The sequence below is a fragment of the Sphingomonas sp. LR55 genome (assembly GCF_036856015.1).
In the GTDB taxonomy this organism is placed as follows: Bacteria; Pseudomonadota; Alphaproteobacteria; order Sphingomonadales; family Sphingomonadaceae; genus Sphingomonas.
This window is the reverse complement of sequence record NZ_JASPFO010000001.1, coordinates 1751511-1767737: the sequence shown is the minus strand read 5'-3', so window position 1 is coordinate 1767737 and position 16227 is coordinate 1751511. Positions and strand designations below refer to the sequence as shown.

The 16227-nt window shown below is 65.5% G+C and carries 10 protein-coding genes and 1 pseudogene; 6 read left to right on the top strand and 5 right to left on the bottom strand.

The window, feature by feature from the left end:
- The first annotated feature begins 276 nt into the window (after positions 1-276).
- The 4 genes from QP181_RS08310 to QP181_RS08295 all read left to right on the top strand — a co-directional run bounded on the left by QP181_RS08310 (position 277) and on the right by QP181_RS08295 (position 3143).
- Entirely contained in the window at positions 277-1026 is a 750-nt protein-coding gene (locus QP181_RS08310) for a Bax inhibitor-1/YccA family protein (RefSeq protein WP_132740400.1), read from the top strand.
- A gap of 87 nt (positions 1027-1113) precedes the next feature.
- Complete coding sequence (locus QP181_RS08305) at positions 1114-1893, top strand: transglutaminase-like domain-containing protein (RefSeq protein ID WP_333928236.1); 780 nt, start codon at positions 1114-1116, stop codon at positions 1891-1893.
- Between the two features lie 159 nt (positions 1894-2052).
- Complete coding sequence (locus QP181_RS08300) at positions 2053-2352, top strand: hypothetical protein (RefSeq protein ID WP_060526722.1); 300 nt, start codon at positions 2053-2055, stop codon at positions 2350-2352.
- A 236-nt stretch (positions 2353-2588) separates the two neighbouring features.
- Complete coding sequence (locus QP181_RS08295) at positions 2589-3143, top strand: hypothetical protein (RefSeq protein WP_132740394.1); 555 nt, start codon at positions 2589-2591, stop codon at positions 3141-3143.
- A 184-nt stretch (positions 3144-3327) separates the two neighbouring features.
- Here QP181_RS08295 and QP181_RS08290 read toward each other — a convergent pair whose 3' ends face one another.
- The 3 genes and pseudogenes from QP181_RS08290 to QP181_RS08280 form a co-directional block, all read right to left on the bottom strand.
- A complete protein-coding gene (locus QP181_RS08290) occupies positions 3328-4056 on the bottom strand; it encodes an extensin-like domain-containing protein (RefSeq protein ID WP_333928235.1) in 729 nt (242 codons plus the stop codon).
- Position 4057: 1 nt separating this feature from the next.
- A pseudogene (locus QP181_RS08285) lies at positions 4058-4814 on the bottom strand (NUDIX hydrolase).
- A gap of 57 nt (positions 4815-4871) precedes the next feature.
- Positions 4872-7361, bottom strand: coding sequence for a polysaccharide deacetylase family protein (locus tag QP181_RS08280; protein ID WP_333928234.1), 2490 nt, complete (start codon positions 7359-7361; stop codon positions 4872-4874).
- Between QP181_RS08280 and QP181_RS08275 the strand changes: the two genes are divergently transcribed.
- Positions 7360-8556 carry a cupin-like domain-containing protein gene (locus QP181_RS08275; protein WP_332754330.1) on the top strand — a complete coding sequence of 399 codons (1197 nt, stop codon included), beginning with the start codon at positions 7360-7362 and terminating at the stop codon, positions 8554-8556. The genes QP181_RS08280 and QP181_RS08275 overlap by 2 nt on opposite strands.
- A gap of 75 nt (positions 8557-8631) precedes the next feature.
- Here QP181_RS08275 and QP181_RS08270 read toward each other — a convergent pair whose 3' ends face one another.
- Entirely contained in the window at positions 8632-10110 is a 1479-nt protein-coding gene (locus QP181_RS08270) for a tryptophan halogenase family protein (protein ID WP_333928233.1), read from the bottom strand.
- A 470-nt stretch (positions 10111-10580) separates the two neighbouring features.
- On the opposite strand from QP181_RS08270, the gene QP181_RS08265 reads away from it, so the two are divergent.
- Positions 10581-13991 (top strand): TonB-dependent receptor, encoded by a 3411-nt coding sequence (locus tag QP181_RS08265; protein ID WP_333928232.1) that lies wholly within the window; start codon positions 10581-10583, stop codon positions 13989-13991.
- Between the two features lie 129 nt (positions 13992-14120).
- Here QP181_RS08265 and QP181_RS08260 read toward each other — a convergent pair whose 3' ends face one another.
- Complete coding sequence (locus QP181_RS08260) at positions 14121-16205, bottom strand: TonB-dependent siderophore receptor (RefSeq protein WP_333928231.1); 2085 nt, start codon at positions 16203-16205, stop codon at positions 14121-14123.
- Between the last annotated feature and the right edge of the window lie 22 nt (positions 16206-16227).

Sequence of the window (16227 nt, the reverse complement as noted above, 5' to 3'; positions counted from 1 at the left end):
CGGGGCTGTTCTATACCAACGCCGCATATCTGCCGGGGATCATCGACGTAGGCATATCGGCATCGTCCTGCCAATAATGGGTCGGCTCCCATTAAGTCAGCAAGCTCCGATGGATAGCCAACGAAGCGCAAACGGCAACAAGACGTCACTATGGAAATTGCGGCAGGTTAACCGCGAACCACAGCGCCGATGCAACCACTCAGCTTGAAAAGCGTCCTGTAAAAGACGATATTCACCGTAACCGGCACCATGCCGGACAAAGGAGCTGATTTCACAATGGCTAATTGGTCTGACCCCCGGCCCCGCGCCGCGCCGTTCGGAACGACGGCCACGGGCCAGCGTACCGAGGCCTATGACGCTGGTCTCCGGTCGTACATGCTGTCCGTGTATAACTACATGGGCTCGGCTGTCCTGCTGACGGGCATCGTCGCGATGCTGTTCGCGTGGGGTGGCGCAGAGTCGCCTGCCGCACAGGTGTTCGTCAACGGCGGCATCCTGAAGTATGTCATCATGTTCTCGCCGCTCGCGATCGTATTCGGCATGAGCTTCGGCCAGAACCGGATGTCGACGGGCACGATGCAGTTGCTCTTCTGGGGCTTTGCGGTCCTGATGGGCCTGTCGATGTCGACCATCTTCCTGGTCTATAGCGGCACGTCGATCGCCGGTGCGTTCTTCGCCACTGCCGCCGGTTTCGCCGGTCTCAGCCTGTACGGCTACACCACCAAGCGCGACTTGTCCGCGTTCGGGACGTTCCTGATCATCGGCGTCGTCGGCCTGCTGGTCGCAAGCCTGATCAACATGTTTCTGCAGTCGGGCGTGATGCAGCTGGTTATCAGCGGCGTCGGCGTGCTGCTGTTCGCAGGGCTCACCGCCTACGACACGCAGCGTACAAAGAGCCTGTACGCGCAGGTCGCTGGCACGGACATGGTTGGCAAGGTCGTGATCATGTCGGCGCTGAGCCTGTACCTCGACTTCATCAACATGTTCATGTTCGTGCTGCGTCTGTTTGGTAGCAGCCGCAACTAACTCCCGCTAAGGGTGTGACGAACGCAGGGCTCGGCGGGACACCGCCGGGCCCTTTTCTTTGGCCTCGGGACAGGAATGGGACGCGCCATGCGGCTCTCGATCGACGTGCGTCTGGATTACGGGATCACCGGGGACGCCGATGTGCTCCTCCAGATCGAGGCGGCGGCGATGGCCGACCAGAAAATCGAGTCCGAGTCCCTTACCCTGTGGTCCGACAGCCCGATCCGCGCGGTGCGCGGCGAGGACGGGATCGGCCAGCGCTGCTGGTCGCGCGGGCATGGCCGGTTCACCGCCGAATATAAGGCCATCGTCGCGGTGAACCGCGAGCGCGTCCAGCTTGAGCTGTATCCGGCGACGCCGCCACGGATGCTCGATGGCCAGCTGACGCCGTATCTGATGCCAAGCCGCTATTGTCCGTCCGACCGCTTCGAGGGGTTCGTCGCGCGCGAGTTCCGGGGGCTCGAAGGGGGACCGCTGGCAGCGGCGTTGACCGAGTGGGTGTACCAGTCGCTCGATTATCGCTGCGGATCGAGCAGCGGGGAGACGACCGCGCTCGATACGTTCGCGTCGCGCTCTGGCGTGTGTCGCGATTACTCGCACCTGCTGGTTTCGCTGGCGCGCGCCGGCGGAATCCCGGCACGCTGCGTGTCGGCCTATGCGCCGGGCGTCGATCCACCCGACTTCCATGCGGTCGCGGAATTGTGGCTCGCGGGGGACTGGCGGCTGATCGATGCGACCAAGATGGCGACGTGCAGCGATATCGCGCGGGTCTGCGTCGGGCGTGATGCAACGGATATCGCGTTCATGACGGTGTTCGGGCAGGCGTATCTTTGGGAGCAGACGGTGAAGGTCACGCCGCTCGATTGAGGCCCCCATCATCCTGACGAAAGTCAGGACCCAGAGCCACGAGTGCTTCCCCCGTCACCCTGGGTCCTGACTTTCGTCAGGATGACGGTTGTGGGCTTGGGCAGGAACGCTCCGCTTCTTCGACCGTTGGTCACCGCCAAGATTAAAAGGGACGTCGCAATGACCGACATAGACAAGAGCGCGCTGGACAGCCTTTCGGTAGCGCCCGACGACAAGGATGCAGAAGGCAAGAGCTCGGGTCGCGATCCGCGTCAGGAAGCGGGCCAGGACAAGTCGATCGGCAAGCGCCTGCAAAAGAACCCCGACAGCGCCGACGCCCGTCTCGACAACGGGCTCGACGAGTCGATGGACGGCAGCGATCCAATTTCGGCGACGCAGCCGGGGTCGGGCAGCGAGCCGGCAAAGTCGTCGGGCTATGACGAGGACGCAGAGCGGGCGTTGCGCGAAAAGCAGGCGTAACCCGAGCATCTGCTCAACGAACAGGCGTCGGTTGGCAACGACCGGCGCTTTTTTGTTGCCCAAACGCCTCGCAACGTAATCGAATCGCACGATTTCGTTCGGTTCGTCGCAGCCTTGTTGCAGCGCAACAGCTTTCATGGTCGCTTGGCGTTACGGAAAGATGACGCGCGATAGGAACGTTGTTAACCATCCGAGCGCATAGTCTGCCGGTTCCTTGACGAGTGCGGGGTGACGACATGGCTTCCAGAATGAAACCGGCACAGGGCTCGATGACGCTGGCCGAGATGAAGGAATTTGCGGCTTTTCCGAGTTCGACGCAGCGGTACATCCGCCGTTCGCTCGACGTAGGGCTCGACCGCGAGGACGCGATGCTGCGTTGGTCGCGCGACGTCGTCGAGGCGGCAAGCATCCGGGCGCAGGCGCGGCTTTACAACAATCTCCCCGATCTGCGCGCGATGGTGCCCGACGACAGCGGCCTCGATGCGATCGAACCGTTCCTGGCGCCGTTGATGACCCTAGTAGCGTTTGATCTGGGGCAGGGGCGGTTGACGAGCTTTTCGGCGCTGCGATTTCTGTACGAGCGGTTGATCGGGGCGGAGGTTAGGCCGTGGTTGCCGTCGGCGTTCTGTGCCGCGGCCGCGTTGCCGCATCTACATCCGGAACTGCGGCGGAAACTGCTTCAGTCGATCAGCGAGGCGGCGGCAACCGCGTCGGGCTGGTCCAACCGGCAGCCGGCGTTTTTCCCGTACTGGGTCGAGAAGGTGGATTCCGGCACGACGCTGGCGAGCTGAGGCCTATCCTCTGGTCGTGTTGAGCCCTTCGACACTGTTGCGACCGAGCGTCACAACCACCCCGGCGAAGGCCGGGGCCCAATTGGAGAGGTCGCAGTAACGATGCGCCCCCCGCGCCATTGACGTCCCCCAATTGGGCCCCGGCCTTCGCCGGGGTGGTATTGGCGATGGACGACTGTCCCAATCACCGGCACGCCCGCCACCCTGCCACGCCACGGTTCGCCTGATCCAGATGCAGATGGTCGGCGTGCGCGGCGTTGTAGTCGGGGGACAAGGTCGTCGCGAACACCTTGCACGCGCCGTCACGCACGTCGCGCAGGAAGGCCGATTTGGCGTCGTCGCCCTTCCAGTCCCTTGCGACGGTGATGCGCGTGCCGTCGGTCAGGCGGAATCCGGCGATGTCGACCGCGTCGGCGGTTGAGTGCTCGCTCCAGGTGCCTGCATCGCGCCCGTAGATCCGCCGGCAACTGTAACTCCCGAAATGATCGATACTGGCAACGCGCGCCCCGAAATGGTGTTGGGCTGCGGGCTGGGCGACGTCCCATTCCCACATCGACAGCGCCGCGGCGACCGGGCAGGCGACGCCGAGGCCTGCGGGCACGAACGCGATCGTCCGAGCGCCACCGGTCAGCCTGACGCCATCCGAATACCCGCATTGCCCCTCGCCCTTGCGCGGCGGCAGGACGGTGTAGCGCACGCCCGCGCGATCGAGCAGCGCGCGGCATTGCGGGAAATCCTCGGTCAGCGCGGTGAGCTTTCGTCCGGTGAGCATCCCGATCGGCTGACCGAGATCGAGCGGCGTCCAGGGCAGATCCTGCGGGCGCCCGCGTAGGGCCGACCAGAGCATCATGCCGAGCGCCGCGACAATCGCCAGCCCGACGAGCCAGCCGAGCGTCAGTCGCACCGTCCGCATGTCAGCCGCGCACCGCGTCCGATATCGGCTCCGAGGTGATCGGATAGCCGAGATTGTGCGGGATACAGAGATGTTCGACGCCGTCGCGCGTTTCGGTCCACGGCGTCACGGTCCGCACCGGATGCGCGCGCGTGCTCCACGGCCGCAGCAAAGTCGGCGAACTGTGTCAGCCGTTCGAGATTGCGCCGCGTCGGAAAAATGATCGTCGCGCGCCCCGCATCGGCTTCCGCCAGCACGTCGGCCGCCGTTGCCCAGAACAGCCGGACATTCTCCGTCGCATCGACCTGCGCTTCGGGGGCGCCCGCCGGCAACCGCGCCAGGTAGAAGCGCGTATCGAAGATCCGGGCATGCGCATGCGCCGGTCGCCAGCGCGCGAAATATTCCAGCGCATCCAGATCGAGACCGACGGCGGCGTCCGTCAACGCCTCGCCGAACGCGGTCCCGGCGTGGAGCGCCGCGCGCATGCGGGCGAACGCGGTCGGGGAGGGCATCGGCGATAGCCCGATCGGCAGACCGGCTTCCTCGATCGTCTCGCGTACGGCGGCGATCCGTGCCGCGCTTTCGGCGTCTCCCGTCCCGAGTACCGCGGCCAGCGCATGATCGCCGGGATCGACTCGCCCGCCGGGAAAGACCAGCGCGCCGCCTGCGAACGCCATCGCCTTGGCGCGTTCGACGAACAGGAGTTCCGGCGGTCCGTCGCCGGCGTCGCGGAACACGACCAATGTGGCGGCGGGAATTGCGGGCGGCGTGTCGGTCATATCGGGGCGTAACGCGTCAATTGCCGATCGGGTAGCGCAAGCGGTGTCCGTGCAACCTCAAGGCGTGACCGGGGCGGGGTTCGTGGCGGCATAGGCAAGCGACCAGCCCGGCGGCAGATAGTCGGTCGACATGTAGTAATAGAACAGGCACGCGCCATCACGGCGGTACGTTCCGCCCTTGACGAGACCGAGCGCAACATTGCCGTCGAACACCGGCGCGCCGCTGTCGCCGGCCTTGCAGGTCGGGCCTTCGACCGCGACCCAGGTCGGCAGGCACGCGCCGCCGCACAGATCGCCCGCCGGCGCGAAATCGACCATCGCGACCAGCGCGCAACTATACCCGGTTCGCTCGCCGCGGTGGCAGACGAAATCCCCTGCACGCGTGCTCTCCCGGTTGCGCCACGTCGAGACGGAGCGGGTCAGCGTCTTCGCGGTGTCGGCATAAAATAATGCGGGGAGTGGCGCGCCGGCGGCGATCGTGTTGACCTGAACGTCTTGATAGCCCCAGCCCCATTGCCCGACAAAGTCGAGCGGGACGTTGCCTTGGCGCGCGTCGACATAGGTCAGCGCGTCGGGACAATGCGCAGCGGTGGCGATGCCGGAGCGCGATCCGTCGGTGACGACGAACCCGGTCGTGCAGGCATAGCGCTTGCCATCGACCGTTCCCACGACCCGCGCGCCGCCCTCGACCGAGGGCGCTGGGGGCGTTGGCGGGGGTGGCGGAACGGTATCCGGGATCGGCGCGGGCAGATCGGGAGCGGCCTGTGTCCGAGCCGGCAGCGCGTCCGTCTGGTCGTTGGTCGTCCGGTCGATCGCCTCGATCCGGACGGGGACGCCGGTCATCGTCTCGATCTCAGCCTGCAACGCGCCGTCTCGATCGAGTTCGGCGTCGCGGCCGCTGATCATGACCAGCAGCGCGCCCGTCCGCGGGTCGATCCCAAGGCCGGGCGGATGGGGCAACGCCGCGCGGATCCGCGCCTGATACGTGGCGATGATCGCCAGCATGCCCGTGCGGTTCATCGCCGCGCCGGTGCGAAACACGATCGGGACGACGATCCCGCCGGCCATGACCGACTGGTCCGCAACAGGGGCGGTGCCGGTCAGCAGGATGACGATCCGATAGGTCGGGCTGTGATCGATGGCGATACCCGCCCAGCGGTCGCGGTAGGTCTCGCGCAGGCGATCGGTCACCGCGACGCTGTCCGCCTGGGCGCGCAACCGGTGCATCGCCTCGTCGAGCGTGACGCCGAACGCGCGCGCATATTGGCCGGCATCCTGCATCAGCGCGTCGACCGGCAACTGGATGCGCGGTCCAGCCGGCTGCGTGACCCCGCGCGTAACGGGCGGCGGAACGATCGTCGGAACCTGCGCTGCCGCGGGTCGCGGGATCGCGGTCAGCAGGGCGAGAGCCAGCAATTGCGGGACTCGAAACATCGACATGGACTGGGCATCGCACCGGAGAGTCAGGCGGGCGCACCACGCGGCACGTCCAGCGCGATCAAACGCATGCACCGCGGTGTCCGATCCCGTCGGCCGTCTTGCGGCGCTCTCGGACGTGGATACGCTCAACCGCACGTCACGGCGGGCGGCCCCGCGAGCGCAGGGACCGTGGGTGGCCCGGCCAGCGAGGGCGTTGGCCCTGGTCGCGACAGGTCGATCGCGGCGGCATAATAGGGATCGGCCTCGGCCTCCGTGAGCGTCACAAAGCGAAAGCCCATGGTCTGGTACAGGGCCAGGAGGCGCGGCATCATGCGCGCATCGAAAGCGCCGACATGAAGCAGGAGGACATAGGGAATGTCGCGGCCGAGCTGCGCCTTTGCGCGCGCGGGAGGCGATCGCCGCTGCACGGGCATCGGCCAGAAAGCTGTCCTCGAGGCGACGAACCGCATCGGCGTCCCGACCGATATCGCACCCGGCATAGGGCGGATTCCATTTATAATCGTCGAAACTCATCGTCACGGCAGCGACCCGGTAGCCCTTCGCCCTAAGGCTTGCACGGGCGGCATCGCGTGTCGCGGGCGTCTTGCCTTCCGCCAGGAAGGGGTAGCGAAACCAGCGCCAGTCTGCCCCCTGTGCAGCCTCCCCTTGTACAGCAGCGCTGAGCGGCACTTCGTTGCGAGTGATATCGTCAGAAAAGGCGGCCGCGCCGATGTCGTCGAGATTGGCGTGCGAATAGCTATGGTTGCCGAGCGGCAGGCCGGCCGAGCGCCAAGCCGCGACCGCCTTGGCCGAGCCGGCCGGGTCGTCGGTCCCGAAGCCGCCGTTGAAAAAGCCGAAAGCCGGCGCGTTCGCCGCGCCCAGCGCGCGCACGAGGTCACGGATGACGCCTACCCGTGTCGTACCGGCAGGCAGGGGGCCGTGCGCGGGAATATCGTCGAATGTCAGGGCGATCGCCGGTCGCGATTCGCGATGGTGGGGTCGGAGCGCCGCGGCGGCCTGCGCCGGTCGATCCTGACGATCGGTCGACTCGCGCATCGCATCGCCGGTCCGCGCGACGTCCCGCTGCGCCGCGGGGGCGCCAGGCCCCTTGGCCGCGACGACACTCATGGACGCCAGTATCAGCGCCGTCCGCCACCGCATCATCGTCCACTCCATGGTCATCGTCGTTCGCCGCATCACTAACGATGCGCGTGACGGTATCGCAAGTGGTTGGACGCGCGGTGAAAGTAGCAAGCCGATCGCGGTTGCGGTATCAAGCGGCATGAAGATCGATCATCCCGCCGCCACCGATGCGCGCGTCGAGGAACGCGCCGCCGTCGATGCCGCGACGTTCGCTGCCGAAGTCGCGACCAGCTCGACCCCGATCGTCTTGCGCGGGCAGGTTTCGCACTGGGCGAGCGTGCGCGCGGGGCTTGACGGTGATCGCGCGATCGCTGCCTATCTGGCGGGACTCGGCAATGGCGGCCAACCGATGGAAGTGCTGATCGGCGGACCGGAGTTCGGCGGCCGCTTCTTCTATCGCGGCGACCAGCTCGAAGGCTTCAACTTCCACCGTGAAAAGGCGTCGCTTGGCGCGCTGCTCAACGAGCTGCTCCGCCTGTCGGCGCTCCCCGAAAACGCGCGGCATATCCTTTATGCCAACGCCGCGACCGCGCCCGAGCATCTGCCCGGCTGGTCCGCGGCGAACCCGCTCGACCTCCCGATGGGCGGCGCCGTGCCAAGGCTGTGGATCGGCAACGGGACGCAGACCGCAACGCACTATGACGGGTCGACCAATCTCGCCTGCGTCGTCGCCGGTCAGCGTCGCTTCACGCTGTTCCCGCCCGATCAGGTCGGCAATCTCTACATCGGACCGCTCGACCGCACGCTGGCGGGACCACCGGCGAGCATGGTCGATCCTCTGGCGCCCGATTTCGATCGCTATCCGCGGTATGCCCAGGCGCTCGGCCACGCGCTGGTCGCCGATCTGGGGCCGGGCGACGCGATCTTCATGCCCGCGATCTGGTGGCATCATGTCCAGGCGTTCGGTACGCTCAACGTGCTGTGTAATTATTGGTGGTCGTTCGATCCGACCATTTCGGCCTTCAACGCGGTCGTGCACGCGCTGATGGCGGTACGCGATCGGCCTGCGGCGGAGAAAGCCGGCTGGCGGGCGTGGTTCGACCATTACGTGTTCGGCGACGACGCGGCGGCGGCGGCCGATCATCTGCCGATGGCGGCGCGCGGTGTACTCGGGCCGGCGAGCGACGAGCGCACCGAACGCCTCCGCAACTATCTGCTCAAATCGCTCCAGCGCCGCTGATCGATACGGGTTCGATCGATACGGGCTCGATCGATACGGGCCCGATCGATACGGGTTCGGGCGGTGCGGCTTTGCTCAGCCGCGTTCGAGCCGCGCCAGCGCGTCGGCATGCGGCGGCATATGCGCCAATGAGGCGGTGACGACCTGCTCGATCTGCGCGATACGGTGCGCGGCACGCGCGATCGGCAGCGCCGCACAAAGCGGGTCGTGACCATCAACGACGGCGTTCTGCCCGGTCAACAGCGCAAGCCAGCTCGTCTCGTTGAACAGTTCGTCGGGTTCGCGGAAGATGCGCCCGCCATCCCGAAACATCGCGAGTTTTTCGGCAAGGCCCTCGGGAATCGGTGCCGCTGCCCGGTCGCGCCAGAAGTGTTCGGGTCGCGCGTTGAGATGATAATGCGCGACGAGGAAGTCGCGGATGCGGACGAACTCAGCGGTCATCACCCGGTTATAGCGCTCGATCACGACCGACGACGCGACACCCGTACCCGGCAGCATCCGCAGCAGATGCTGGAGCCCACTTTGCACCAGATGGATGCTGGTCGATTCGAGCGGTTCCATGAATCCCGCGGCGAGCCCTAGCGCAACGCAATTGCCCGACCAGAATCGACGGCGGTGCCCAGTCGCGAAGCGGATCACGCGCGGATCAGCCAACGCCTCGCCCTCGATCCCGTCCAACAGACATGCGGTGGCCTCATCCTCGCTCATGTAGCGGCTCGAAAAGACGTGACCGTTGCCGGTGCGGTGGCGCAGCGGGATGCGCCAGCGCCATCCGGCGGGTTGCGCGATCGCCCGGGTCAGCGGCAATGGGGCGGCGTCGGCGGACGAGGGCACCGCGACCGCCCGGTCGCACGGCAGCCATGACGACCAATCTTCCCAGCCCGCGGCCAACGCACCCTCGATCAGCAGTGCACGAAAGCCGCTACAGTCGATGAACAAGTCGCCTGCGATCCGCGTCCCGCCGGCCAGGTGAACCGCGGCGATCCCCGCCGGGCCCTGTTCGACACGCACCACCATGCCTTCGCAGCGGACGACACCGTGTGCTTCGGCTTGCGCGCGGAGGAAGTGGGCATAGCGCGCGGCGTCGAAGTGATAGGCGTAACCAATGCGCGACAGCGGTGAGTCGCCGTTGGCGATCGGCTTAGAGAACCGTCCGGTTTCGGCCGCGCGTGCTTCCAGCGAATATTGTCCCAGCGCTTCGGCCTCGCCCGCCTGCCGGGCACGGAGCCATTGCGCGGCGAACGACTGGCCGGCGATGTCGGTGCCGATCTGGCCGAACGGGTGGACGTAGCTCTCGGTCGGATGCGACCAGCCTTCGAACCGGATGCCGAGCTTGTAGCTGCCACCGGTCGCAGCCAGGAACGCGTCTTCATCGATCCCAAGCATGGCGTGAAAGGTGCGGATCGGCGGAATCGTCGCTTCACCGACGCCGACGGTTGCGATCGTGTCCGACTCGACCAACGTGACGCGGCCACCGGCCGGGACGAGCAATCGGCCGAATGCGACGGCGGCCATCCACCCAGCAGTGCCACCACCGACGATGACGACGGTCATGCCCCGCGCAGTTTCGGATCTGTCGGGTGATGGATTGGAGCTCATGCTATCCTCGGGGAGGGCGTATCTATGATGGGCGGCGCAACACGCCTTATGCCGGTGGTAAGGCCGACATGGTCAATACCCGGTCTCCAATTATCCCTGATACCGTAATGCCGGGCGCGTCCGCGGCCTGAGATAGTGTCGCCCTTAATCGATGTTAGCGCGGGTTGGTGGACTCACCATATCCGCCCGAACTATTCGCCTATATCGTATAAATAAGATCGTACGCCGCCTGTTATCGTATATTTGATTGGCTTAATTCAAGGTCTTGCCCGCTACGTGGTACCGTTACAAACAATATAACAATTGTGGCGATCTGTTGCATTTTCGCACTAGCTGTCCGCTTAGGTGCGCGCTACCAAGTGCCTTGTCAAAGCGCGCAATTCACAAATGATAGCGCTATCAGAGAAGAGGGGATGCAGGGCATCATGCAGCGAGAGTCTGGCAATACGCAGTCGTTTGTTCGCGGTGCGGCGCTGAAGAGTGGCGTGTCGCTTTTTGCGGTGTGTCTGGCCGCTTTGCCGTACGCGGCGATGGCGCAGTCGGTCGACGCTGCGGGTGACGCGCCCGCGTCGCAGAGCACGCCGACCCCGAACGCGCTACAGCGTACCGCACCTTCTGATCGCGCCGCCGCGGCACAGCCCTCGGCCGCAACCGGATCGCAGCCGTCTGCCAATGCACAAGTACCGTCCGGCGGTGCCGACGTGACTAAGGCGGAGCAGTCCACGGCGACCCCGCAGCAGGAAGCCGCGACGCAGGACGTCGTCGTCACCGGCATCCGTCGCAGCCTGCAGACCGCGCAGGCGATCAAGAAGAATTCCGAAGTCGTCGTCGACTCGATCTCGGCAGAGGACATCGGTGCGCTGCCGGATCGCTCGGTGACCGAGGCGTTGCAGCGCGTTCCCGGCGTCTCGATCAGCCGTTTTGCGGCAGGGGCCGATCCCGATCACTTCTCCACCGAAGGTTCGGGCGTCGTCGTCCGCGGACTGACCTACACTCGCTCCGAGATCAATGGTCGCGATTCGTTCAGCGCGAACAATGGTCGCGGCCTGTCGTTTGCCGACGTGCCGTCCGAACTGCTCGGCGGTGTTGACGTGTTCAAGAGCCCGTCCGCGGACATGATCGAAGGCGGCATCGCCGGCACGGTCAACCTGCGCACCCGCCTGCCGTTCGATTCGACGGGATTCACGCTCGGCGGCACGCTCGAGAACAATTATGGCGACTTCGTCAAGAAGTCGGCGCCGACCGTATCGGTCCTGCTCAGCGATCGCTGGGAGACGGGGATCGGCCAGTTCGGCCTGCTCGGCAGCTTCGTCCGCTCGCAGGTGCGCAGCCGTGCCGACAGCGTCCAGATTTCGAACTGGGGCGAGCGGCCGCGTGGCACCGATGGCGCCTATTATCAGCTCAACCAGTATAATGCCGCGAACAACCTGATCACGCGGACCGACGGATCGACGGTTGCGGGCGACGGTCTTTTCTATGTGCCGCGTGGCGCCGCCGTGCGCAGCCAGGAATTCAACCGCACGCGTTATGGCTTTTCGGCCGCGGGGCAGTGGCGCAGCAACGACGGGACGATGAACGCGACCGCGCAGTTCCTGCGGTCCGACTCGCGTGAGGCCTGGACCGAGAACTCGATCGAGGTCGCGACCGACAACGTTCTGTCGGCAGGCGATTCTCAGCCCTATCCCGGCACCAGCTTCACGTTCGATGACGACAATGCGTTCACCAGCGGTCTGATCACCGGCCCGAACGGGTATCGCGCCGACCAAGGCACCGACATGCGCACGCCGACCAACGGCCTGCAGAGCAACAACATCGCGCGCGGCAATACCGGGCGCTTCATCACCAACGATGCAAGCTTTAACTTCAAGTGGCAGCCGACCACGCGGCTTGGCGTGACGGTCGATTACCAGCATGTCTGGTCGAAGGTGACGGTGACCGATCTGACGGTCTGGGGCACGACCTACCAGAATGCGGACATCCGCCTGAACGGCAACGATCCCGCCTATGTGAACTTCGTGCCGGTCGCGAACACGCCGAACAACTATCAGAACGCAGCGCATCCGAGCTATCTCGATCCGTATAACAGCTTCTACCGCTCGGCGATGGATCACATCGAGGACAGCGCAGGCAACGAGGACGCCGCGCGTATCGATCTGGACTATTCCTTCCCGGAGGAGAGTTGGCTGACCTCGGTCCGTGCCGGCTACCGGTTCTCGGATCGTCAGAACGAAGCGCGCTCGACCGCCTATAACTGGGGTGTGCTGAGCGAGATCTGGGGCGGTGGCGACGGCAGCGGCGCAGGTGCCGGTGCGGCTGGCGGACCGGTGTGGTTCGATCGCCCGATCGACGGCAATCCGACCACCCGCGATGTCGGCACGCCGGGCCCGCAACAGGCGTTCCTGTACGACAATTTCTTCCGGGGTCAGGCCAATGATCCGTCGAACGGCGGGCGGGTGTTCTTCCCGGGCAACCAGCTGCAGGATTACGGCAGCGCGGTACAGCAGATCAGCCAGATCGCCCGCGAGTGGCGCAACTTCACGTCGACCAACTCGGGTGCCGACGGCTGGGTGCCGCTCGCGCAGCGCTCCGGCGTCATCGCCGGAACACCGTTCCGTCCCGGCGAGGTCAACCCGGTCACCGAGCGCAACAACGCCGCCTATGTCGCGGTCCGGTTCGGCAACGACCTGTCGAACGGCTGGAACGTCAGCGGCAATGTCGGCGTGCGCTACACCAGGACCGAGCGGACCTCGTCGGGCTTCTTCGCGTTCCCCAATCAGTCGTTCAATTGCGTGGCGCCAACCGATGGCTCGGCGATCTCGCGGTTCTGCGCCTTGCCGGACGCCACGCGTGCCGCGGCCGCGGCGTTCCAGAACGGCGCGCTCGTCGCCAACGACGCCAAGCTGACCTATGATTATTTCCTGCCCAGTTTCAACGCCAAGCTCGCGGTCGGCGGTGGTCTCCAGTTCCGCGCCGCATTCAACAAGAGCGTCGCGCCGCCCGAATTCGGCCTGACGCGCTCGTTCTACAATATCGGCCTGAACACCAGCGACCAGACGATCCTCTTCAACGGCGGTCCGGTCGCGATCTTCGACGTCGGCAATCCGAACCTGAAACCGGTGCGCGCCGACAATTACGATCTGACCGCGGAATGGTATTTCTCGAGCGTCGGTCAGCTGACCTTCTCCGCGTTCGCCAAGAACCTGTACGGCGTCCAGTCGGTCGGTACGCAGCGGTTGAGCTTCACCAACAATGGCTCGACGTTCGACGCGATCGTCACCACGCCGTTGAACTCAACCGAGACCGGCAAGGTGCGCGGGTTCGAAGTCGGGTACCAGCAGACCTATGGCTTCCTGCCGTCGGTCCTAGGCGGGCTCGGCTTGTCGGCCAACTTCACCTATGTCCACTCGACCGGCGTGTCGCAGCAACAGCTCGACCCGAACGATCCGAACGTTGCGGCCGGGATTATCTCGTCGGTCGACACCAGCAAATTGCCGTTGCAGGGGCTGTCGAAATACCAGTTCAACATTGGGCCATTCTATCAGCGCAACGGGCTGGAGCTTCGTGCGGCGTATAACTGGCGATCGCGCAACCTGTTGACGATCCGCGACGTCATCACGCCGTTCTCGCCGGTCTATGCGGAATCCTATGGCCAGCTCGATGCGTCGATCTTCTATGCGGTGACGCCATCGATCCGGATGGGTTTCCAGGGCGTGAACCTGACCAAGTCGGTCACGCGCACTTCCTATGTGATCAACGACGACCTGCTGACGCGTCCGCGCAACTGGTTCATCAACGACAGTCGCTTCACCTTCTCGATCCGCGCCTCGTTCAAATAGGCGCGATCGGACTCGCCGAACGGCGGGGCAATCTCCTGCGCCTGGGGCGTCCCGTTCGCGGGGCGCCCTTTTTTAGGATCAGGCCCGCCGCTGCGCGAATAGTTCAGGGCCTGGTCGAGAGCCGAACCCTCAATAGCTGAGGCGAACCGACATCCGCACGGTGCGCGGTGCGCCGGGGAAGACCCAGACCGGACTGTACGAGCTTTGCGCATACCGGGCGTCGAACAGATTATCGGCTTCGAGGCGCGCGGCGAGGGTCGGCGAGAAGGCATAGTCGACCGCGGCCTTCGCCTTGAGATAGCGCGGCAGGACGAGGCCGCTGGTGTCGATCGCGCCCGCGCGGGCGCCGACATAGCTGGCGCCAGCGCTGATAGACGCACCGCGGCCGCCGGGGTCGAGAAACCGGCCGAGGACGAACAGCGTGGCGGCGTGCTCGGGTACGTTGAGTACGCGATCGGTGGCAAAGCTGCGATCGTCGGTCCGCGCATGAGTCCAGGCATAGTTGGCGACCAGTTGCCAGCGGGCGGCTATCCGCAATGACGCGTCGAACTCGATCCCGCGGCTGGTCAGCGATCCGACCGGCGCCAGGAAGTTCGGATCGACCGGGTCGTTCGTCAGGATATCGCGCTTGGCGATGTCGAATCCGGTCACCGCGATATCGAGACCGGGAAACGCCGCGGTAATGCCGAGCTCATAGCCTTTGCCGCGTTCGGGGGCGAAGCCCTGACCGTCGCGCCCTGTCCCCGAGTTGAGCAGGAAGCTTTCTCCCCAATTGGCATGGACCGCGAACCGTTCGTCGATCGCATAGCGTCCGCCGAACCGGACATGGACGGGCTCGTCGATGCTCCGGCCGGTCTGCCCGGTGCGGTTGTTGCGGACCTGTTGGCGATAGGCGTCGAACCGCACGCCACCGGTGAGCGTCAGCCGCTGCGTCACGTCCCACATGTCCTGGATGTAGAGCGTGCCCACGCGGCGCGTCTCGTCATTGTCGGTGAACGGCAGCAGGGGCAGCGCCTGGCCGCCATAGAGCGGCGCGAAGACATTGATCGCGTGCGGCGCAGCGGCGGTCGGGTTCCTGCGGAGCAAGCCTTCGTGATAATCGAGCGTATAGCCTTTGATCCCGACGCTGGCCCGGTGCGCGCCGATTTCGCCCGTCAGTTCGAGCCGCGCCGAGAGATCCTCGACCGTGTATTCGCGCGCCCTGCGCTGGCGCCACAGCGTGTCCCCTGCGACCAGACGGGACTGGTCGGACGAGAATCCCCGCAGCGATCCCGTGCGTCGCGCGATACCGCCATTCAGGGTCATCCGGTCGGTGACGGCGATCTGGCCGGACAGTTGATGCCGGGTATTGCGAAACCGCGTCGTGCCATCGGATGGCTCGCCATAGAAACGCGATCGGGGCAGCGCGTTCGCGTCGCCGCCGATCGCCGGAATACCGCGGTCGAACGGTGCATCGAACTGCGTGATCTCGCCGACATAGGTAAGCCGGGTGCCATCGCGCGGCGCCCAGGTCAGCGATGGGCTTACCACCCGGCGGCGCAACGTGACGAAATCGCGCCAGCCGTCACTGTTCTCGGCTGCAACCACGATCCGTGCCGCGAGCGTGCTCGATAGCGGACCGGTCACATCCAGTTCGGCACGCCGCGTATCGAACGAGCCATAGGTCAGCGTCGCGGTTGCGCTCGCGGTGAAGCGCGGCGTCTTGCTGACGATGTTGACCCGGCCCCCAGGATCGATGTCGCCGAACAACGCGCCCGCCGGGCCCTTCAGCACCTCGATCCGCTCGGTCGTCGCGGGATCGCGGGGCGGGCCGAGGCCACGGTTCGCCAGGAAGCCGTCGACGTAATATTCCGCGCCGCCATCGGGCGTGCCGAGAAACCCGCGAATGGCAAAATTGTCGAGGAAACCGCCACGGTTGTTCTGGTTGCTCACGCCGCTGACCAGTTCGAGGGCATCCGACAACCGATACGTTCCCGCCGCGCTTAACAGGTCGCGTTCGAGCGACCGGCTGGACGGCGACATACGTTCGGTCGAGATATCGGATGACAATGTCCGGTCGGGCTGCGTGCCTCGGGTACCCAGCACGACGATCTCTTTACCGTCCGCCTCGCGGACGATTTCGTCGCTGTCCGCTTCGCGATCGGGGTCCTGCGCCGCCAGTGGAAGCGGCAGCGCGAAGCACAGGAGTGCGGAAATGTGGCCGGTACGTCGCATGAAGGTCGACAAGACTGGTTGC